This is a genomic window from Sulfuricurvum sp. (assembly GCF_022759005.1).
Classification (GTDB): Bacteria; Campylobacterota; Campylobacteria; order Campylobacterales; family Sulfurimonadaceae; genus Sulfuricurvum.
In genome coordinates, this window is record NZ_JAEMQA010000051.1 from 1 (window position 1) to 21,217 (window position 21,217).

At 46.2% G+C, this 21,217-nt stretch carries 22 protein-coding genes; 5 read left to right on the plus strand and 17 right to left on the minus strand.

Features of this window, described 5'->3' with window-relative positions; translation table 11 throughout:
* The 8 genes from recG to JHC35_RS03145 all read right to left on the minus strand — a co-directional run.
* Positions 1-1,751 (minus strand): ATP-dependent DNA helicase RecG (recG, locus tag JHC35_RS03110; protein WP_295041920.1); only part of this gene is annotated, 1,751 nt, incomplete at its 3' end.
* A complete protein-coding gene (locus JHC35_RS03115; RefSeq protein ID WP_295041921.1) occupies positions 1,732-2,973 on the minus strand; it encodes a pitrilysin family protein in 1,242 nt (413 codons plus the stop codon). The genes JHC35_RS03115 and recG, both read right to left, overlap by 20 nt.
* A gap of 146 nt (positions 2,974-3,119) precedes the next feature.
* Positions 3,120-4,166 carry a dehypoxanthine futalosine cyclase gene (locus JHC35_RS03120; protein ID WP_295041922.1) on the minus strand — a complete coding sequence of 349 codons (1,047 nt, stop codon included), beginning with the start codon at positions 4,164-4,166 and terminating at the stop codon, positions 3,120-3,122.
* Between the two features lie 6 nt (positions 4,167-4,172).
* Positions 4,173-4,571 (minus strand): transcription antitermination factor NusB, encoded by a 399-nt coding sequence (gene nusB, locus JHC35_RS03125; protein WP_295041923.1) that lies wholly within the window; start codon positions 4,569-4,571, stop codon positions 4,173-4,175.
* Positions 4,571-5,038, minus strand: a complete 468-nt coding sequence (ribE, locus tag JHC35_RS03130) for a 6,7-dimethyl-8-ribityllumazine synthase (RefSeq protein ID WP_295041924.1) — start codon at positions 5,036-5,038, stop codon at positions 4,571-4,573. The genes nusB and ribE overlap by 1 nt, the downstream gene beginning before the upstream one ends.
* Positions 5,039-5,136: 98 nt before the next feature.
* A complete protein-coding gene (kdsA, locus tag JHC35_RS03135; protein ID WP_295041925.1) occupies positions 5,137-5,931 on the minus strand; it encodes a 3-deoxy-8-phosphooctulonate synthase in 795 nt (264 codons plus the stop codon).
* A 139-nt stretch (positions 5,932-6,070) separates the two neighbouring features.
* Positions 6,071-7,216, minus strand: coding sequence for an aminoacetone oxidase family FAD-binding enzyme (locus JHC35_RS03140; protein WP_295041926.1), 1,146 nt, complete (start codon positions 7,214-7,216; stop codon positions 6,071-6,073).
* Position 7,217: 1 nt separating this feature from the next.
* Positions 7,218-7,787 carry a hypothetical protein gene (locus tag JHC35_RS03145; protein ID WP_295041927.1) on the minus strand — a complete coding sequence of 190 codons (570 nt, stop codon included), beginning with the start codon at positions 7,785-7,787 and terminating at the stop codon, positions 7,218-7,220.
* 63 nt (positions 7,788-7,850) lie between these two features.
* Here JHC35_RS03145 and rimO point away from each other — a divergent pair, with 63 nt between their 5' ends.
* Positions 7,851-9,167: a 30S ribosomal protein S12 methylthiotransferase RimO gene (gene rimO, locus JHC35_RS03150; protein WP_295041928.1), complete on the plus strand. Its 1,317-nt coding sequence runs from the start codon at positions 7,851-7,853 to the stop codon at positions 9,165-9,167.
* On the plus strand, positions 9,160-10,155 hold the full coding sequence (gene tilS / locus JHC35_RS03155) for a tRNA lysidine(34) synthetase TilS (RefSeq protein ID WP_295041929.1): 996 nt from the start codon (positions 9,160-9,162) through the stop codon (positions 10,153-10,155). Before rimO ends, tilS begins: the two co-directional genes overlap by 8 nt.
* Here tilS and lon read toward each other — a convergent pair.
* Positions 10,130-12,553 (minus strand): endopeptidase La, encoded by a 2,424-nt coding sequence (gene lon, locus JHC35_RS03160; RefSeq protein WP_295041930.1) that lies wholly within the window; start codon positions 12,551-12,553, stop codon positions 10,130-10,132. The genes tilS and lon overlap by 26 nt on opposite strands.
* A gap of 20 nt (positions 12,554-12,573) precedes the next feature.
* Positions 12,574-13,290 carry an outer membrane protein assembly factor BamD gene (gene bamD / locus JHC35_RS03165; RefSeq protein WP_295041931.1) on the minus strand — a complete coding sequence of 239 codons (717 nt, stop codon included), beginning with the start codon at positions 13,288-13,290 and terminating at the stop codon, positions 12,574-12,576.
* A gap of 130 nt (positions 13,291-13,420) precedes the next feature.
* Between bamD and fliW the strand changes: the two genes are divergently transcribed.
* Both fliW and JHC35_RS03175 read left to right on the plus strand, forming a co-directional pair.
* Positions 13,421-13,810: a flagellar assembly protein FliW gene (gene fliW, locus JHC35_RS03170; RefSeq protein ID WP_295041932.1), complete on the plus strand. Its 390-nt coding sequence runs from the start codon at positions 13,421-13,423 to the stop codon at positions 13,808-13,810.
* A complete protein-coding gene (locus JHC35_RS03175; RefSeq protein WP_295041933.1) occupies positions 13,803-14,564 on the plus strand; it encodes a pyrroline-5-carboxylate reductase in 762 nt (253 codons plus the stop codon). Before fliW ends, JHC35_RS03175 begins: the two co-directional genes overlap by 8 nt.
* Before the next feature lies 1 nt (position 14,565).
* Here JHC35_RS03175 and JHC35_RS03180 read toward each other — a convergent pair whose 3' ends face one another.
* The 7 genes from JHC35_RS03180 to JHC35_RS03210 form a co-directional block, all read right to left on the minus strand.
* Complete coding sequence (locus tag JHC35_RS03180) at positions 14,566-15,117, minus strand: hypothetical protein (protein WP_295041934.1); 552 nt, start codon at positions 15,115-15,117, stop codon at positions 14,566-14,568.
* Complete coding sequence (locus JHC35_RS03185; RefSeq protein WP_295041935.1) at positions 15,114-15,641, minus strand: hypothetical protein; 528 nt, start codon at positions 15,639-15,641, stop codon at positions 15,114-15,116. The genes JHC35_RS03180 and JHC35_RS03185 overlap by 4 nt, the downstream gene beginning before the upstream one ends.
* Positions 15,638-16,678: a hypothetical protein gene (locus JHC35_RS03190; protein ID WP_295041936.1), complete on the minus strand. Its 1,041-nt coding sequence runs from the start codon at positions 16,676-16,678 to the stop codon at positions 15,638-15,640. Before JHC35_RS03190 ends, JHC35_RS03185 begins: the two co-directional genes overlap by 4 nt.
* A complete protein-coding gene (locus JHC35_RS03195) occupies positions 16,675-17,523 on the minus strand; it encodes a tyrosine-type recombinase/integrase (RefSeq protein ID WP_295041937.1) in 849 nt (282 codons plus the stop codon). Before JHC35_RS03195 ends, JHC35_RS03190 begins: the two co-directional genes overlap by 4 nt.
* A gap of 6 nt (positions 17,524-17,529) precedes the next feature.
* Positions 17,530-18,153, minus strand: a complete 624-nt coding sequence (locus tag JHC35_RS03200; RefSeq protein ID WP_295041938.1) for a lysophospholipid acyltransferase family protein — start codon at positions 18,151-18,153, stop codon at positions 17,530-17,532.
* A complete protein-coding gene (gene miaB / locus JHC35_RS03205; RefSeq protein WP_295041939.1) occupies positions 18,146-19,438 on the minus strand; it encodes a tRNA (N6-isopentenyl adenosine(37)-C2)-methylthiotransferase MiaB in 1,293 nt (430 codons plus the stop codon). Before miaB ends, JHC35_RS03200 begins: the two co-directional genes overlap by 8 nt.
* Positions 19,439-19,678: 240 nt before the next feature.
* Positions 19,679-19,921 carry an HP0268 family nuclease gene (locus JHC35_RS03210; RefSeq protein ID WP_295041940.1) on the minus strand — a complete coding sequence of 81 codons (243 nt, stop codon included), beginning with the start codon at positions 19,919-19,921 and terminating at the stop codon, positions 19,679-19,681.
* Positions 19,922-20,085: 164 nt separating this feature from the next.
* Here JHC35_RS03210 and nusA point away from each other — a divergent pair.
* A partial coding sequence (gene nusA, locus JHC35_RS03215; protein ID WP_295041941.1) for a transcription termination factor NusA occupies positions 20,086-21,217 on the plus strand: 1,132 nt, incomplete at its 3' end.

Genomic DNA, 21,217 nt, shown 5'->3' on the forward strand with positions numbered 1-21,217 from the left:
ATTTCCTCATCTTCACCGATATCTGCCCACCGAAATTTTTTCCCGCTTTGGATGCTCCCCTCTAATAAATCGCCGCTGGAGCGGAATTTTAGATCCAATGCCGCAATCTCAAATCCGCTTGAGCAAGCACTAAATGACTCCAAACGCTCATTCTTGCCACTTTTGTTGGTGTAGAGATAGCAATACCCCTGCAGTCCGGTGCGGCTCACCCGACCGCGCAGCTGATGAAGTGTCGAGAGACCCAACCGCTCCGCTCCGACGATCACAACCGTAGAGAGTCGCGGAAGAGAGATCCCCACTTCGACCACCGTCGTAGCAAGGAGGATATTCCCGCTCTCCCGAAATCCCATCAATACCGCCTCTTTCTCTTTGTCTTTACCGTGGGTTACGTAGACATTTTCAAAGTTCTTTTCCCAATATCCCCTCGCCTCATCGATACTTTGGTAATTAATACTCTCGCTTTGTTCAACGAGGGGATAGACAATCAATACCTGATGATCTTGCGCAATCTCGGATCGAATATGCTCTAACAGTTTCGGAAAATCGCTTTTGCCGATGATGCGAGTATCGATGTTTTTCATAAAAGGGGTTTGGACAATCAAGCTTACATCGATATGCGCCGAATCGATCATCGCCTGCGTACGGGGAATCGGGGTGGCGGAGAACTGGAGATAGTGCGGCGACGTATCGTTATCGGTCAACTTGGTGAGGGCATGACGTTGAGCGGTTCCGAAACGGTGTTGTTCATCTACCATTACCAGCCCCGCTTCTGGGAGAGGTCGGTGGAGGAGTGCATGGGTTCCGATAATAAAATCGTACTCTTGCAATGGTGATTTTTTCGTCGCATTGGTGATAAGGGCGATACGCAGATGGGGTAGGAACTTTTGAGCCTCTTCGTAGAGTTGTGCGGCAAGGATCGTCGTCGGTGCCATCAATATGGAGCGATAGGGATGCATCAAAACAACCGAGGCCAAAATCACCATCGTTTTACCCGATCCGACATCTCCGACGATCATCCGCCGTGAAGCATATTGCCCTCTTAAGTCACTCTCGATCTCAGCAATCGCGTTTTGTTGATCAGCCGTCAGTACAAACGGGAGGGTTTTTATCCATTTTTTAACATCTCCCGAAGCTCTGTAGGAGGTTTTATGATAACGGCGTTTAAGTCTGAGACGGCGCATATACTCAAAAAGTTCACCGAATTTAAGGGCATGAAGTTGCGATTCACTGAGCGGTTGCGGTATGGCCGGAAAATGGAGCCCGTAAAGCTCTCGCGCAATCCGCTCAGGAAGTCCATCCGCCACTAAGTTTTCAACGGTAATATTTTTTTCCACTAAGCGGCGCATCACATCGGCACGAAGCGGGGTTTTATAGATGGGGAAGATTGTCCCCACTGCTGTGATCTTCATCGGATGAACGATCGTCCATTTTCCCACGTCCCACTGCGCCTTTCCGCTAAAAAATGCCCGCTCTCCGCGTGGAAACTGATGGATCATATAGGGTTTTGGGTGAAAAATCACCCCCTCGATCATCGTATCAAGATTATGGGCAAAAAAGGTAATTTTGAGGGTTTTAGGGGTGCGAACGACGTGTTCGACCGTCGCATCGATGACGCATGAAGCGTTATGAAAGAGTTCATGACTGAGACGGCGATCTTCAAACGAGACAGGGGCGATGAGAGAAAGCGCGGTAACGCTACCTACCCCTAAACGGTGAAACTTCTCACCGTCCTCACTTGGTAACGATAGCATAACTGAGGTTTTTGATTTCGGCGTGACGTTTGATAAAATCGTTGAGCTCATCCAAAGTGAGAGTGCGGATAAGCTCCAATTCTTGAAGCGAATACCCCAGTGGTTTCCCCTGATAATATTCACTAAACGTTCGACCTAATCGCTGAGAGAGCGTTTCAACACGTAACGGCTCAGATCCAAGCAAAAATTTGCGGGCTTGATCGAGTTCGCTTTGTGTTACCCCATCACGGACAAAGGTATCGATCACGTCAACTACCGTTTTTTTTGCCTCGGCTTCAGATTCGAGTTTGGTTTGGAGATAGCCGCTGAAATAGGTGTTAGTTTTGGCAACACTGAGTCGTGAATATGCTGAGTATGCTAAGCCTCGTTTTACACGGATCTCTTCCATAAGACGGCTTCCAAATCCACTGCTCCCTAAAATAAACATTGCAACACGCGCTTTATAAAATTCGCTATCACCCTCTTTCATTGCAAACGGGGCACCGAAATAGAGATACGCTTGTTCACTCTGAGGGCGTTTTAAGATCGACTCTTTTGGAGTTTTGCGCGGTTCGTAATGGCGTTCTTTTCCTGCTTTTCCTTTTTCCAATATGCTAAGAAGATCGTGTGCTTTGGCTTTGGCATCCGCCAAAGATATATCGCCTCCCATCACGATAAGGGCATTGGAGAGGACGAGATGATCTTTTTTAAACGCTTCAACATCCCCGAGTTTAATCGCTTTTATACTCTCTTTGGTGCCGATATTAGGGACTGCCATCGGTGTCCCCTCGAACAGTACCGCTTTGAGTTCATCCGAAGCGACCGTATCAAAATCGGCCTCTTTGCGGGCAATGTCACTGAGTGCCATCGTTTTGACCTTGTCCAGTGATTGGGCAGTAAAGTTCGGTTCACGCAACTGCTCAGTGAGCAATGAGAGACCTGCATCAAACTCCTCTTTCAACGATCCAAGTTCAATCACAAACGTCTCATTTCCTGCCGTGGCACTCAACTGGATTGCTCTCGCATCAAGAGCATCAGCAAAACCGACAGAGCCCCGTTTCAGAGAACCTTCGTTCAACATTTTGGCACTAAGGCGTGCCAAGCCGTAGTGTTTTCCCTCGTCGATACTGCCACTGTGGGTAAAAACAACCTGCATTGAAACGATTGGAAGTCGTTTGTCTTCTTCGAATATAAAAGGGACTTTTACCCCGTGAACCTCAATAAAATCCAATGTGCTTGCCATAAGTGCTTGCCCTATAAATAACAAAATTAAGAAGAGTTTTCTAAAAGCGCGGTTTACTGCGCGTGGGCTCTCTGCCGAAGACATAGTGCCCTCGGGGTAGAACTCAGTGTTAACGTAGCCCAAAGGGGCTTTGCTCCTTGGGCGTATCATCGAAATACTTCTAGAATTTCGTATGCAGTATTGCGTATCGCCGGAGTTTCGCCGACATCACGGATTAGACGGATCATCTCCTCTTTTGCCATTCGAAACCCTGCCCCCGCACTGCGAACGACATTCTCTTCCATCATCGTCGATCCCAGATCATTTGCTCCAAAAAGGAGTGCCATTTGACCGATATACGGCCCTTGGGTCACCCATGAGCTTTGGATATTCGGGAAATTATCCAAGAAAAGACGGGCTACCGCGAGAAGACGAAGATAGCGGTTAGAGGATTGTTTTTCGATTTCGGGATGCTCTTCCATCAACTGGGTATTTTGCCCCTGAAACGACCACATGATAAAAGCTCGAAATCCGTGTGTTTCATCCTGAAGATCACGGATAAGATTCCAGTGTTCGATAATCTCTTCATCCGTCTCGACCGTCCCGTACATCATCGTCGCCGTTGACATAATCCCCAGCTTGTGCGCTTGTCGATGGACATCTACCCACTCTAAAGAATCCATTTTTTTCGGAGCGATAATATCGCGAACACGGTCACTCAAAATCTCAGCCCCCGCACCTGGGATGGAGGCCAATCCTTTGGCTTTTAGACGAGCAAGACATTCTTGGATCGAGATATGGGAGACTTTTGCGATAAAATCAAGCTCAATCGACGAAAATCCGTGAATCGTGATCGTCGGATATTTGGTGTGGATATGTTCTACCAGATCTTCGTACCACTCGATTTTGAGTTTCGGGTGGACTCCCCCTTGGAAGAGGATCTGGGTTCCGCCGATTTCGAGCAGTTCTTCGATTTTTTGATCGATCTCTTCAAAGGTGAGAACATAGGCGTCTTCGTCTTTACCGTGGCGATAAAACGCACAAAACTTGCAGTCTACCCAACAGACGTTGGTATAGTTGATGTTTCGATCGACCACAAACGTCGTGATCCCATCAGGATGGAGCTCTTTTTTACGAGCCGTCGCCATTTTCCCCAACTCTTTGAGATCGGCATGGCGGATCAGCTCCAATGCTTGTTCTTTAGTAAGGCGCATAATAGATTACTTGTCTTTCGAGATAGCGTCAAGGACACCGTTAATAAACTTCGGTGATTGCTCAGATCCGAATGCTTTGGCCACTTCGATCGCTTCGTTGATAATCACGGCAGAATCGAGTTCTCCGAACATGATCTCATACGCCCCCAAACGAAGTGTTGCACGTTCGATCGACCCAAGACGATCAAAATCCCAATCTTTGAGATGTTTGACAATCGCTTCATCGATCTTTTCGAGCTGCTCTGTCACCCCTTGGAACAAATCAAGGGCAAAATCACGCTGTTTGTTACGAATTTTTTTCTCTTCGAGAATCTCATCACTGAAATCGGCAATACTTTGGTTCCCCAAATCATACGCGTACAATAAACTCACTACCGCCATACGGGCTTGATGACGTGTTGCCATTAGTTGATCGCCTCATAAAGATCCAACATCTCGATCACAACGGTCATCGCTTCGAACCCTTTGTTCCCCGCTTTGGTTCCGGCGCGCTCGATTGCCTGCTCAATCGTATCGGTAGTCAATAGTCCGAACGATACCGGTTTTTTGTGTTTCAAGCTCACGCTAGCAATCCCTTTTGTCGCTTCGGCAGAGACGTAGTCAAAGTGCGGGGTTGAACCGCGGATGACCGCACCCAATGCACACACCGCATCGTATTTGCCACTGCTGAGCAATTGCTCAATAACCATCGGAAGCTCAAATGCACCCGGTGCCAACACGTGTGTCAAATCAGCGTCATCTCCACCGTGTCTTGCATAAGCGTCTTTTGCCCCTTCAACAAGACGATCAACGATAAAATGGTTCCAGCGGGTACTGACGATCGCTACTCTTTTGTCCGTGCGAACACGAAGTTGTCCTTCGATAAGTTTCATTTTCAATTTCCTTTTAGTTTTTAGATATTCCGTTCACCCTGAGCCTGTCGAAGGGTCAGTTCATGGTTCGACAAGCTCACCACGAACGGTAAACTTACTTATTTTATTGCACTAAACTGCAATAATTTTTCGCTAAGTTCTTCTAATTGTTCTAATTTTAGCATATTCGGTCCGTCACTCAAAGCGCAAATCGGATCAAAATGGGTTTCGAAGAAAAATCCGTCCACTCCAACCGCAGCGGCAGCACGGGCAAGATGAGGAACCATCGAACTGTCTCCCCCTGTTTTACCCGTGCCTGTCCCCGGCATCTGTACCGAGTGAGTCGCATCAAAAATGACCGGAGCGTACTCACGCATAATGACGAGTGAGCGCATATCGACGACGAGATTCCCATACCCAAACGACGATCCTCGCTCGCAGAGCAAAACGCCGTGTTTTTGGGACGCCGCGTAGTTCACCTCATCGCATCCGCGTGTTTTGAGTACTTTAGCCACCGAAAAGCGCATATCGGCAGGGGTCATAAACTGCCCTTTTTTGATATTGACGATCTTGTCGGTCTTCGCAGCCGCGACGAGCAAATCGGTTTGACGGCATAAAAATGCCGGAATTTGGATCATATCGACCACTTCCGCCGCAATCGGAACTTGGTAGCTCTCATGGACATCGGTAACGATCTTGTAGCCGAAATCGTCTTTGACTTTTTGCAAGATCCGAAGCCCCTCTTCGATCCCCGGTCCGCGATAGCTATCGAGCGATGTACGGTTGGCTTTGTCAAAACTCGATTTGAAATAAAAATCAAAGCGCGGGTCATTTTGGTAGCGTTCTAAGCTTTTAGCGATTTTGAAAATCGACTCTTCGCTCTCGATGACACACGGTCCGGCAAGTAAAATCATGTTATTCCTTTGTCAAGATTCCCGTCATCCTCGCATCTTGCCGGGGATCCATCCCCAGAATTCAAAGCTGGATTCCCGCCTACGCGGGAATGACGAACCTCACTTATTGATCATATTGTACTGTTTTTCGTTTAAACCATTATGAGCCTATCGCCTTAGCCGCAACCACCGCGGAGCTAAACGCCCACTGAAAATTGTATCCGCCCAGTTCCCCCGTCACATCGACCGTCTCGCCGATAAAATAGAGCCCTTTGATTTTGATGCTTTCCATTGTTTTTGGATCAATCTCCTCACACGAAACTCCGCCGCGACACGCTTCGGCTTTGCTCAAACCAAATGTCCCAGATGGTGCCATCGCGTAGCGTTGAATGGTTGATAGTTTTTCCCACTCCGGCAAGGATAGGCGATTACACGCTTTGTCTTCCAGTCCCACTGCATCCAAAAATGCTTTCAACAGCCGTTTCGGCAGAGGAAGTGCCGTAGAGATGGCTTTTTTCTCTTTTTTGATAGTATCTAAATCAAAATCGGGGAGAAAATCGACCACGATCTCCCCTTTGAACCAATACAGCGACGCCGAGAGGACAACCAAACCGCTTATCCCTTTGTGGGCGAAAAGCAGATCCTCATTGAGTGTTTTCCCCGCCACATGGATACGCGCTCTGCAGCTGATACCGCTAAGCTCTTTCATCCAAAACTCGCGCGGTTGCAGTGTCAACCCTACGAGAGCAGGAGAAAACGGTACCGTCTTGATCCCGTAGCTCTGAGCGATTTTCAAGCCGATGTCGCTTGCGCCGAGTTCTTTGTAGCTCGCGCCCCCCGTCGCAACGACGATTTTATCCGCGCTGAATTTCCCCCGCTCAGTCGTTACGACAAACGGATTTTGACCTTCGACACGGAGGATTTTATGCCCCAAAAGCAAATCAACCCCGTGAGCTTTTCCCATCAAAATAGAGATCACCTCATCGGAACTTTTCGGGCAAAAATAGTACCGCTCTTTGCGGATTACCGGACGTAATCCCCCCTCGCGAAAATACTCCAAAAGCGCCTTTTGAGGAAATGCCGATAAGACGTGTTTTATAAGGGAAGAATCACCTAAATAATGGCTCTCATCCACCTCGACATTGGTGAGATTGCATTTCCCGCCACCGGAGGCTTTGAGTTTGAGTGCGGGACGGTTGTTCCCCTCAATAATCGCGATGGAGAGGGAACTATTTTGACGCAGCTGCGCCGCACACATCAATCCCCCAGCCCCTCCTCCGAGAATAATGGCATCGTAATGTTTCATTCTAACGCTTGATTAACCGAAGTGCCAACCCAAGACTCAGCAATGAAATGGCAATCACATGCGTATTCCCCAACATCGGGTATCCAAGCAAAAGGTGGATAATAACCAATACCACCCCGATGTAGAGAAATTTATACCACGATTTGACCTGCGGAGCGATAGAGAACACCATCAATGCCCCCAAACCGACACTCAAAAAGAGATGATTAACAAATAACGTTCCGATGTGAGCAACGGCAAATTGATGTGCGGCAACAAACAATACCAAATGCAACGCCGCGTACACAACCGCGAAGCCTCCGAGAAGTTTTTTAAATTCTCGAAGATCAAATCGGACATAGGTATGAAGAGGCTGAACCCAGAACGCAAGCAGAAGGATCCACAACGCACTTAACCCTGCGATTTTTGAGAGATAGTAGAGCTTATTGCTCACCACCGGAAGAGTAAATGCAAATGCATTTTCCAACCATTCAACCGATGCGTCAAACCATTCGATCCCCAATCCGTAGATGAAAAAAACACTCATCGAGATCATCGGGGTCAAAGATAAAAAGATTATTAGATATTTCATGATGAAAGTGTAGCCAAAAAATGATTGGCTATAATATCACTATTACTATTTTCAAGGCTAAAAATGTCCAAAAAACTTCATATTGTCTCCTTAGGCTGTACCAAAAATCTCGTCGATACCGAAGTAATGCTCGGCCGGCTCAAAGATTTTGAAATGACCGATGCGAGTGATGAAGCGGACGTGATCATTGTCAATACCTGCGGATTTATCGATGCGGCAAAACAAGAGTCGCTCAACACCGTCCTTAATCTCGATGCAGGACGCAAAAAAGACTCCGTTCTCGTCATGGCGGGATGCCTCTCGGAGCGTTACAAAGAGGAGTTATCCAAAGAGCTCAAAGAGGTCGATATTTTCACCGGTGTGGGCGACTACGACAAAATCGATGAACTCCTTGCGGCGAAACAAAGCCGCTTTACCCCTGAAGTATATCTCATCGACGGTGAGCAGCGGGTCGTGACGGGTTCTACGTATCACGCCTACATTAAACTCTCCGAAGGGTGCAATCAACAATGCAGTTTTTGCGCTATCCCTTCGTTCAAAGGGAAACTCCATTCACGTGATTTGGAGAGTATCGCCCGTGAGGTCGAAACTCTGGTAGCAAAAGGGTACTATGATTTCAGCTTCGTCTCCCAAGACTCCAGCTCGTACCTCCGAGATCAAAACATCAGCGATGGACTGATCCACCTCATCAAACGGATCGAACTGATCGACGGAGTGAAGAGTGCCCGTATCCTTTACCTCTACCCCTCAACCACGACGTTGAAACTGATCAAAACCATCGGCGATTCGCGAGTATTTCACAACTATTTCGACATGCCGATTCAGCACATCAACGACGATATGCTCCGTATTATGAAACGGGGATTCGGAAAAGCCAAAACCCTCGAACTGCTCAACGCTATGAAAGCGTTGCCAAATGCGTTTATCCGCACCAGCTTTATCGTCGGACATCCGAAAGAATCGGATGAAATGTTTGAGGAAATGGCAGAATTTGCCGCGTCGTTTGGCTTTGATCGCCTCAACGTCTTCTCTTATTCCGATGAAGAGGGGACAACCGCGCACGAGATGAGCGATAAAATTCCTACAAAAATCATCAATTCCCGTGCCAAAAAACTGGGTAAAATCGCGTCTACAATCGAAGAAACAAGCCTCGCCAAACTCGTAGGAACTGAGGTTCTGCTCGTAATCGACGGTGAGAGCGAAGAGCATGAGTTTCTCCTAAGTGCGCGCGCTCTGGGCTGGGCACCCGACGTCGACGGTGAAATCTACATCAATGATCATGAAATGGATGAAGATCTCCAATACGGTGTAATGTATCGTGCCCGTATCACGGAGGTTGCTGGGAAAAATCTCCTCGCAACCGTGAAAGCCCATGCGTGAGCTTCTCCATCTTGATCTTTTAAAACAGGGGCGCGTTCTCCTCGCTTTTTCAGGCGGAGTTGATTCTACCGCCCTCTTTCATCTGCTGCTCGAACACCGTATCGCCTTTGATATTGCCCACGTCAACTACCATACCCGTCCCACAAGCGATGCGGAAGAACAAAGCGCGGAAGCCCTCGCCCTCTGCCACAAATTGAAGTGTTACACCCACTCCTGCCGATTGGGAGGGATCAATTTCGAACACCGTGCACGTGAAGAGCGTTACCGTTTTTTCGGTTATCTGATGAAAAAACACGGCTATTCTTATCTCCTCACCGCCCATCAGCTCAACGACCGGCTTGAGTGGCTCATGATGCAGATGTGCCGCGGCTCGGGACTACCCGAAATGCTCGGTATCCGTTCTCTCGACAGACGCAATGAAATAGAGATTCTCCGTCCGCTTTTGGAATGGGATAGAGACTCTATCGAAGAGTATCTACAAGAGAGAAATATCCCTCACCACATCGATGAAAGCAACGCCGATGAGCGCTATACCCGCAACTTTTTCCGCCACCACTATAGCACTCCGATCATGCGTGAGTACCGCGATGCAATCCGCCGTAGTTTTCGCTATCTCGAAGAGGACAACGAGGCGTTGATCGAACCCATCCAGTTTGAAACACTACAGGAGTTCTCTTATTGCAAAAACCCTCTCTCTGTGAGATCATTGATCTTCGGTATTGATCAATTTTTCAAAGCCCAAGGGCTCCTGCTGACCCAGCACGATAAAAATGCTCTTAAAAAGGGATACGAACACATCATTGCACGCAAATTTGTTGTCTCTATCGACAACAATCATACGTTTATCGCTCCGTATGAGAGTAATGCAGTGATGGATAAAGGGTTTCGGGAGGAGTGTAGAAAGCTAAAAATCTCATCGAAACTTCGGGGATACCTCTATGGCGCTCCCGAAGCGATGCGTGTTATGCGTCGATTAAAAGGCGACTAAGTACCTCTTCGATGCGGCTGACACCGATAATTTCCAAAGAGGCTTTCACCTCATCGGGAATATCGTTCAAATCACGTTCATAGTTTTTCTGCGGAATCAGTGCCAGTTTCATCCCTGCACGGTGTGCGGCAATGAGTTTCTCTTTCAATCCTCCGATCGGAAGGACATTGCCGGTCAGAGAGACTTCACCCGTCATAGCAATATCGGCACGCACTTTTTTGTTGGTCAATATCGATGCGATAACGGTTGACATGGCGATCCCCGCACTCGGCCCGTCTTTTGGAGTAGCGCCATCAGGCACGTGAATATGTAGATCGAAACGTTTATACACTTCACTTGCCTCTACAGGAACATCGCTTTCACGCTCTGCAGGGCTGAGAGGAATGATCGAATGATCTACCGCGATTTTCCCCTCATCAATCAACGTTTTTACTACTGAGAGAGCGATACGGGCAGATTCTTTCATCACATCCCCAAGACTGCCGGTGAGCTGAAGGTTCCCTTTTCCATTGATTCGGATCGCTTCGATTTTGAGGACATCTCCTCCGACCGCCGTCCACGCCAGACCATTCACCACCCCGACGCGGTCGATATGATCGGTTCGGTCGATCTCGAAAATCGTTTTTTCCAAGAACTCTTTGAGGTTTTTAAGACTGACATTCACTTTGAGCGTACTCGGCTCTTCGAGAATCTTTTTGGCTGCTTTACGGACGATGTCCGCGACACGGCGACGAAGGTTACGAACTCCCGCTTCACGAGTGTGTTTTTCGATCACTTCGGCCAATGCCGTTTTAGAGATAGAGAGTTCGCTCGGTTTAAGCCCGTGTTTTTTGAGCTCTTGCGGGATCAAATACTGTTTCGCGATTTGAAATTTCTCTTGTGGAGTATACGAACTCACCGCGATAAACTCCATACGATCGCGCAACGGTCCAGGGATTTGCCCCACATCGTTTGCGGTTGCGATAAAAATCGCTTTGGAGAGATCGAGATTAAAGTTCAGATAATAATCTCTAAAATGGGTATTTTGTTCCGGATCGAGGATTTCGAGTAATACCGCTGTCGGATCACCGCGATGAGATTTGGCTACTTTATCGATCTCATCGAGAACAATAACCGGATTCATCTTTTTGGCTTCGATCACCCCTTGGACAATGCGCCCAGGCATTGCACCGATATAGGTTCGGCGGTGTCCACGCAGTTCGTTCACATCTTCCAATCCGCCCAATGCGATACGAACCAACGGCCGTTTTAACGCTTCGGCAATCGAGTTTGCCAACGATGTCTTACCGACACCCGGAGGGCCTGAGAAACAAAGGATTGCCCCACGCCCCTCTTTGTCACTGATACCGCGCAATTCAAGGAGCTCTTTCACCGAAAAATACTCCAAAATGCGCTCTTTGGGTTTTTTGAGTGAAAAGTGATCTTTATTGAGCTGATTTTCGACATCATGAATGTTAAGCGCTTTTTTCGCCTCTTCGCCAAAAGGAATCTCCAGCACCCATTCCAAATAGGTTTGCAACAATCCCGCATCGGCACTGTCAGGATGCATACGGGCGAAGCGCTCTAACTGTTTATTCACCTCTTTGTAGGCATCAGCGTCCATTTTATCTTTTTTCGCTTCGAGTTTTTTACGAAATTCTTCGATCTCTTCGTCACGATGGGTATCGGTCCCCAGCTCTTTTTGGATCTGTTTGAGCTGTTCTTTGAGGAAATACTCTTTGTTAACTTTTTCAATCCGAGTATGCACTTTCGAGCGGATCTCTTTTTGGAGTTTATTCGCTTCGGTCTCTTCGATCAATTCATCGATCAACATCAAAAAGCGCTGTTCCGGATCACGTTCGATAAAGAGTTTATAGGCGTTCTCTTTTTTGATCTTGATAGAGCTACAAATCAAATCGACGATGCGGTTATATTCATGATTCTCTTCAATCGTGCGGAGCAAATCGGGAGGGAAATAGTTGCTCACACCGGAGAGGGCACGTACCTTTTCGCGAAGCACTTCCAAAATCGCATCCATCTTTAGTTCATTGACACTGGTAGATTGGATAAGATCGACATGAGCACGTAATGGATTGTCGTGGACCATTTCGATCACGTGCCCGCGTGCAAGTCCTTGGAATAGCACTTTAATACGGCCATCAGGAAGAACCACTTTACGCATAATCGAGCCGATAACACCTGCATCGTATATTGAATCACCTTCCCGTTCCCCTTCGTGTTCAGGTTTTACGGGACACACAATAACAAGGGAATTATTGTCGATCGCCTCGGCAGCGGCAGCAATATTTTTTTCATCATTGAGAAAAAGAGGTGAAATCATAAAAGGGTATAAAAAAAGCTCGTCCTCCGCAATCACCGGCAAAGTGGTTGGGAAAGAGCTGTAATTACTAAGTTGCATCGAGAAAAATTCCTTAATTCTTATTTGGTTGCATTATCGTCCATAGAGATGACATTACGTGTTTTCGGAATCATAAAATCGTACCAGCTGCTCGTACCGTCCCCCTCAAACATTTTTCGATACCACGGTATCTCCGCCTGAACAATCTCTTTTTGATCGATCCATGTTACCGGCGCGATATCACGATAAAATGCAGATCCTTTGGGCTTCCCGAGTCTATCGTAAAGCTGTGCGATATGCTCGTTCAATACGCCGCGCGCTAATTGAAGCTGGGTTTCCATAGAGTGAACCAACGGCATATAGGTCGAATACGGATAACTCCCCTTAAAGGTATCGATACTACGAAGCGTATCGTCAATCAACCCTTGATCGCGTCCCGGATTCGGAAGAGCCAAAAATTTGGCTTTGATTTTCAAAAACTCCGCATATTCTCTTCCTGCGGGATTTGCATACCGACGGATATATTCGTCTAAAAAATGATCCGCAAGAAGATACTCTTCATGCGCCATATGCGCTTGTGCCATAATCATCGTCGCTTCAGATAAAAACGGAGAACTGATATGTTCGCTTTGAAGAGAACTAAAATAGCTGTCCGCTTTTTCCAGATTACCGTTTGAAACGGCGGTAACCATTTTTTCGTACCAATACTCTGCGGGTTTGTTAAACTCTTCGATATCTTTGCTGCATCCGCTTAGCAGAATGAGTGCCGTTGCAGCGATCAACCATGTTTTTATCATTGATAAACCTACGTTTTTTTTGAAATTATCGGCTATTTTACCGTAAAGAGATTAAACACCCCTGCATAAACTTGAAACTTTTTAGGTTGATGTGTTAAAATCAGACTATTAATGACAGAAGAAGGTAGTTATGCAGTTTGATTTAAAACTCCCCTTGCTCGGATTCGAAACCGTTTCCAAGATGGAACTTCAAAAAATCGATGATATTTTTATGCGTCTTGAAAGTGTCGGAGAGGGTCCCTCTTTTACCCTGATCAACCCTTTTGCCCTTCGTGAATATTCTTTTGATATCCCTGCATCTCTCCAAGCACTTATGGAAATCACTCCAGAGAGCAATTTGCTTATTTATAATATTATGATTTTGCAAAGTCCAATCGAAAAATCAACCATTAATTTCGTAGCACCTCTTGTTTTTAACACCGATAACCAAATGATGGCACAAATCATCGTCGACAATCGTATGGATTTCGGCATTGCCGATCCGATCAGCAATTATCTCAAAGGTGAAGCCAATGGGTAAGGCGATCACTTTTATCGGCAACGGTAAAATGGCATTCGCCCTTGCCAAAGGGTTATCTAAAACCCACGCCATTGAAGTTGTCGGCAGAAGCTTACATTCCCTCGAATCCTTCGAAAATTCTCTGGGAAAGCCTATTCAAAAAACACTTTATGCGGATGCGAATATCAATGCTAAAACGGTAGTTCTCTGTGTCAAACCCGCCAACTTAAGCGAAATTGCCCCGTATCTCAAAGGGAGAGCATCACAACTCTACTCCGTACTTGCGGGGATACCCCTTGAATCCCTTCGCGCCGTCTCTTCCGATACCTACTGCCGTGCAATGCCTAATCTTGCGGCAGAATCAGGCGCTTCGATGACATCGTTGGTGGGAGATGAATCTATCGCATCCGATGCCGTCGCACTCTTCGAAACGATCGGAAAAACGCTTTGGCTCGGGAGCGAAAAAGAGCTCGATATCGCCACCGCTCTTGCCGGAAGCGGACCAGCATATTTGGCGCTCATCGCTGAAGCACTGTGTGACGGAGCGGTTCGAGAAGGATTAAAACGTGATGATGCAATGGTTTTGATGCGAGGTCTTTTCGAGGGTTTCAGTACCCTGATTCAATCGATCCATCCCGCACTTCTCAAAGATAATGTCATGAGCCCCGGAGGAACAACGGCGGCAGGATACGGCGCTCTCGAAAAAGGAAAGGTGCGCGAAGGGTGTATGGAAGCTATCCGTGCAGCGCACGAACGTGCAAAAAGTTTAAAGTAACCTATTTTTCTTTATGCTTCTCTTTTTTTTCAGTCGGTTCGGCATCCGAAGGTTTATTATGCACTTTCATCGTAAAACTGGAGCGAATTTGATCACCGTCTCGCTCAAAATGGATCGGGAAATTAACTCCGATTACCCACTCGCTTTTGTTGATGTTTTCCAAAAATTCATAAAAACTCTTCGGAGAAGTAATCTTGGACGTTGCATTCACTTCATACACTTTAAACGTTCCGTTACTCTCTTCTGCCGTTACTTCGGTCAAATACAAATCGGTAAACTCTTTTTTATAAAGCCGTTCAAAACGTCTCGGATCAAACGTTTTATCAAACGCACCGATCGTATGTTTATGCTCTTTTTTTAAATCATCCAATCGATTTTTTGTATTATCGAATCGATTTTGCGTCAACTCAAACTCTTGAAACTCTCTCTTGCTTTCCAAACGAAGAGAGCGGTACTCTTTCCCTTTCGGAATTAAAAAGAAAAATGAAAATGCGGTAACGCCGATCAAAAGAACAAGAGATAAAATCACTACAAACAGTGTCTGACGCTTCATTCTTCCACCTCTTTGACCGTCTCTTCATCAAGATAATTAGAAGAGACAAACCGATACCATCCGTTTTCGATCGGATAAAAACTGGTATATGTTCGATTAAAAATGGAACGCAACGGTGCGTGCAACATATACTCATATGTATCTTTATTGGGTGTTATCCCATACAAGATCAACGATTTTTCTTCCAATTCGGCACGAGTTAGGGTAATATCTTCCGGAACCAGATCAAAAAGGTTTCGAATACTCTCTTTCATGACCGCATTATCCGTCGAAGTCTGCTCAACAATTTTCGCTTCCGATTCAATCACTTTGATCTCTTCATCCATCTGCTCGATGGAGTGTTGTAATTCTACATTTTTGCGGGCAATCTCTTGACGCTCATGGATAAAATCATACGTCTTGTATTCCAAAAAGAAATAGGTCCCAACCACCATTGCAATGGTTACCATGAAAAAGAACAATACGAGGCGCAATTCGCCGCTGATCAGCCGTTTGCGTCGCGGGGCTATAAAACTATGCTTCATCGCCACCCCTCTTCAATCATCGCTAATGCTATGACTTCATCGCTCAAATCAATATTGCGGATAAGGACATTTAAAAACAGCTCCTCTTCAAGATAGCGTTTTAAATCACTGCCGCTACCGTATGCATCGGCAATATATACCGTCTCGACAAATCGATTTTGACATTGTTCCGTCCCATAAAAATGGGTCAACGTCCGCTGAATGAGTTCAAAACGGTGATAGTCGTTGTTGAAACGATCCATCTGATTTTTAGCCTCTTCTGGATGAAAAGCACTCTGACGCATCTCTTCAATCGTCGGTTCATCTTCGCTAAACTCCGCAATCTCCTCTATCGCATCCAAATCTTCGATGTCGCTCAAATCATCAAGTTCATCCAAAATGTCCAAATCGTCGAGCGATTCTATATCATCGAGACTGATGTTTTTCTCACTCTCAGCTATCTCACTAATTCCAACGGAGAAATCACCGACACTACTCTCGTCTTCTTCTGTCTTTGAAACATCTCTTGCATGTAAAGGGTAATGATGTGCATAGTCAAGTCGTCCGTTTTCAAAAATAGCGACACTAAATGAATCTTTCTGCGCCAGCGCATACATTGCAAAGCCGCCTTGAATTTTATCGGCAAAAAAATGTTCCAAAACCGAAAACGGGGAAAAAATAAAATCGAGCCCGATTTTTTTGTATTCTGACTGAAGGGCATCCAGCTCACGTAACGAGGCGTATAACAACCATTTGTTATTTCGGCATAGAGTCTTAGTACCGTTTAACTCTTCTACCTCATCAATCTTATGATCGGCACATCCGCTCACAGCACCTTGTTGCGGCTTAGGGTTTAGTAATGCCACGTAGTGCAGCGGAGACTCTTCGAAATATTTGTTGAGATACAAACGCATATCGCGCTCAGACGTCTCTCCTTCAAATACTTTGCTTTGAGTGTACAAACTCTTCTTTTGCTTATACGCATTGACTTTGACATGATACATCCCGCCGTCTTGAACAATAGCGATGAAAATTTTTCGGAAAAACCGCTCTATCACTTAGAGTCCTCATGAGTTTGGCATAGGGGATGCGCTTGATGATAATGCTCCATTTTCAGAGCGTTTCCCAATTTGGTATAAATTTGGGTAGTTGCCATGCTGGCATGACCCAACAATTCGCTAACATCGGCAATTCTTGCGCCGTTGTTTAACAGCTCCGTTGCATACGTATGACGTAACTGATGCGGCGTCACTTTGAGTCCAACCTTTGCGAATGCCTTATTTATGGTATATCTTAGACTATTTTCGCTTAATTTTTCACCTTTTTTCTCAAAAACATACACCTGCGTAGGGTGATCGCGGCGATAGCTCTCAATCATCTGTGCAACCCCCTCAAGAAGCGGAATATCACGCTGCTTTGAGCCTTTCCCTTCGACACGCGACCAGTTATTCTCGATATCGCTAAAACGAAGATGGCTTAACTCGGATATCCGAAGTCCCATCGTGTATAACAGCGATATAACCAATGCTTCCATCGGATCAGCGAATTGCAACGCATGGGCAATTTGCTCATGCGTGATCGGTTTTGGGAGCGTTTTGGGAACTTTTACACTTTCATCTCCTCGAAGTTCCGTATCCGTTCCGTTGTCTCTAAGATATTTGACAAAACTGCGTATTGCACTCAGCTTTGCCGCTACGGTTTTTGATTTTAAATGGGCAATTTTGAGGCGATAGGGCATAAGGTTGATCGAGAGTGTACCTTTTTGGCTATCATCGATTTCTGCATCCGCTATCATCTCATCGATCGCATCATTGTAACTGCGAATCGTGAGAGGGGAATACCCCCGTATTCCATCAAGATATTTTAAAAACTCTTCTTTCCTACGGTGAAGTTCTTGCATCATACCCTCTTACAGAGCATGTTCCATCAACTTTTGTTTGATGAGTGCTTTGGCTTCATCCATCTCAAGTTCTGACACATCAATCGGTTCCGATGCATAAAAATCAAGTGTACCAAAAGGTTTTGGAACCGTGAAACGATCCCAACTGGGGAGCTGCCAAAATTTTGAGGGGACACAACTGTAGACAATCACTTTAGCATTGCGTTTTTGTGCCATGACAACAGCTCCGTCACTCATCTCATGGCGAGGCCCTTTTGGTCCATCGGGAGTGATCCCGATATCGTACCCTTCTGATAGCGATTTAAGCCCTTGGATCAACACTTTTGCGCCGCCGCGTGTCGTTGAGCCATGGATGGTGCCAAGTTTGAAATAGCGCATGATGCGGGCGATAATCTGACCGTCAAAATGATCTGAAATCAATACATTGGCTTTGGGCGTCTGGCGGAACTGATAGTACAGATAAGGCTGCATCAACAAATCGCCGTGCCAAAAAGCAAAAATGACCGGTTCATTCGGTATGAGCGAGGGGAGGTGGAACCGTTTACGATTGGTAAGATAGATCAATCGGATCAAAAGTGCTCCGATCGGAGGAATGAGCCATAAAGCGAGTTTACGGAGGATCGTTTTACGCAATGATTTCACCGTATTGGACGTTACGTGAAACCTCGGTAATTTTTACCTTAGCGATTTTCCCGAGCCACTCTTCGCTCCCTTTGACTTTGATAGCGAGATTATTATCGCTACGACCCGCCACATATCCGTCACTGCGCAACTCTTCGAAATAGACCTCGACCACTTTGCCCAGATTGATCGCTTTCATCTCATCCAGTATCGCATCATGTCTGGCTTGCAATCTCTCCAAACGATCCGAACCGACTTCCGAATCGACCTCTTCCATTTTTTCCGCTTCCGTAAGCGGGCGGGGAGAGTATTTGAAGCTAAAAAGCTGCTCAAAACGAACCTGATTCAACACATCCATCGTATCTTCGAAATCTGCATCGCTCTCTCCGGGAAATGCGACGATAATATCGGTACTGATACTCACATCGGGCACCAAATCGCGCAATTTTTGGGCACGGTTCAAAAACCACTCTTTGCTGTATCCCCGCTTCATCGCTTTGAGGATATTTGTCGAACCGCTTTGGAGTGGCATATGCATCGATTTACAGATTTTCGGGTTGCGGGCAAACTCTTCGATAAATTCATCGTCCATATGAAGCGGATGGGGAGAAGTGAAGCGGATTCTCTCCAGCCCCTCCACAGCACTCACACGGCGGAGCAATTCGGTAAAATTAACCTTCTCATTGGCTAAACGGCGTCCATAGTTATTCACATTTTGACCGAGTAAGAAAACCTCTTTAGCTCCCGAATCAACCGCTTTTTTCACTTCGGCAACAATCAATTCAGGCGGAATCGACACCTCTTCTCCACGGGTTTTCGGGACGATACAAAAGGTACATTGTTTATCACACCCGATAGAGATATTGATAAACGCTTTATACGGACTGCTGCGAAAATCTTTGAATGCAAATTGGGATTCATCGTAATCGATGTCCACTTCGACCGCGCGATCTTTATGCAATACATCGGTAATTTTGGAGACATTGCGAGCGCCGAGAACAAAATTAACATACGGAGCACGCCTAATGATCTCTTGTCCCAAATGGGAAGCCGTACAGCCGCACACGCCGATTTTTGCGTCCGATTTTTTGAGTTTGTTAAAAATGCCGAGTTCGGAAAAAAGTTTGTGTACCGGTTTTTCGCGAACCGAACAGGTATTGATGAGGATCAGATCGGCGGATGCGGCGTCGTCAGTGAGAACATACCCCTCATGCGCATTCAGTTCTGCGATCATGTGCTCGGAATCGCGCACGTTCATAGCGCATCCGAGCGTTTCGATAAAAAGTTTTTTACTCATTCAACTACTTTCATCACAGTGACTTAAAAGCACGCAAGCGTGCGTGAGCTCTCTGCCAAAGAGAACACAGTATTAACGTAGCAAAAGGGATTTTATCCCTTTCGCGTTCAAAATTAGACTTCTTGCATAACCCAGCTTTCCGTTCGTGGTGAGCTTGTCGAACCATGAACAAAACACCCTTCGACAGGCTCAGGGCGAACGGTATAAAAAATACATCTTAGAGGTTATGCAAGAAGTCTATTATAAGATATGGACTTCGTACATGTACTCGTTTGCGGAGAGTCCGTATTTGACTTCACGCATATAAAAACTTTTCCCTTCGGCTTCAAAATGATCTTGCAAAGCCAAAAGATCCTTGTGTGAGTTTTCGCGATCGAAATAGAGAATAGAAGAGTTACTTTTTTCTACCATTTCAGTGATTTTTTTGAGATCGATTTTTTTTGGTTTGGCGTCGTGTTCGCTGCGTGCGAGTTTGAGTTCCATGATTTTCCCTTTATATAGAGTTCTTGATATTAGGGGGATTATAGCTGTGAAAGGATAAATATCCCATTAAGAGAATTTGGTGTATAATACCTATCCTTCATAAAAAAGCTTTCCCAACCAACCCTAATTTTTTATGAGTCACCCATTATCAAGAGGATAGTCCTGTGGAAAATATTTTAGACATTATTACATCGATAGCCAATGAAAAAGGGCTCAGTCCCGATCGTGTCCAAGAGGCGATCAAAACCTCATTTATCCAAACCGCTAAACGAATTATCAACCCGACTTTTGCTTTTGAGGCAGATATTGACGAGCGCACCAAAGCGGTGAAACTGCGCCAAATTATCACCGTTGTTGCCGATGACGCTCCCGAATTAGAGGGAGAAGAAGCGGGTGCCTACATGAGCCTCACCGCCGCATCGGAAATCGATGAAGAAGCGGAAATCGGCGATCAGCTTCAAATGGAACACGATATCGAGAGCTATGGACGCAGTGCGTTTGCAACCCTTCACAGAGAGATCGAATTTCATATCCAACGCCTCGTAGAAAACGAACTCTACGACAAATACAAAAGCAAAATCAACTCGATCGTTTCCGGTCGTGTTACCCGTGTGGACAGCGAACACAACACCACCATCGAAATCGATGAAATCCGTGCGATTTTGCCGATGAAAAGCCGTATCAAAGGTGAAAAATTCAAAGTGGGCGATGTCGTCAGCGCGATTGTACGCCGTGTCCATGTCGATAAAGCTAACGGAATTTCCATGGAGCTCTCCCGTACCGCACCGAAATTCCTCGAAGAGCTTTTGGCATTAGAGGTTCCGGAGATCAAAGACGGTATCGTCATTATCGAAAAATGTGCCCGCATTCCGGGTGAGCGCGCCAAAATCGCTCTTTATACCAACCGTCCTCAAATCGATCCGATCGGTGCAACCGTCGGGGTACGCGGTGTCCGTATCAATGCGGTAAGTGAAGAGCTGTGCGGCGAAAATATCGACTGTGTCGAGTACAGTTCATCACCGGAACTCTTTATCTCACGGGCTATGGCTCCTGCGATTATCAGTGCCGTTGTCCTCTCTGAAAATGAAGGGGAAGAGAAAAAAGCGATCGTCACCCTCCCAAGCGATCAAAAATCCAAAGCGATCGGAAAAAGCGGAATCAATATCCGCCTTGCGTCGATGTTGACGGGATACACTATCGAGCTTAAGGAAGTAGGCGGAAGTGCTCAAATGGGTGAAAAAGCGACCGAAGAGAAGAAAGAGGGGCTTAGCTCGCTCGAAGCGCTTTTCGGGAATT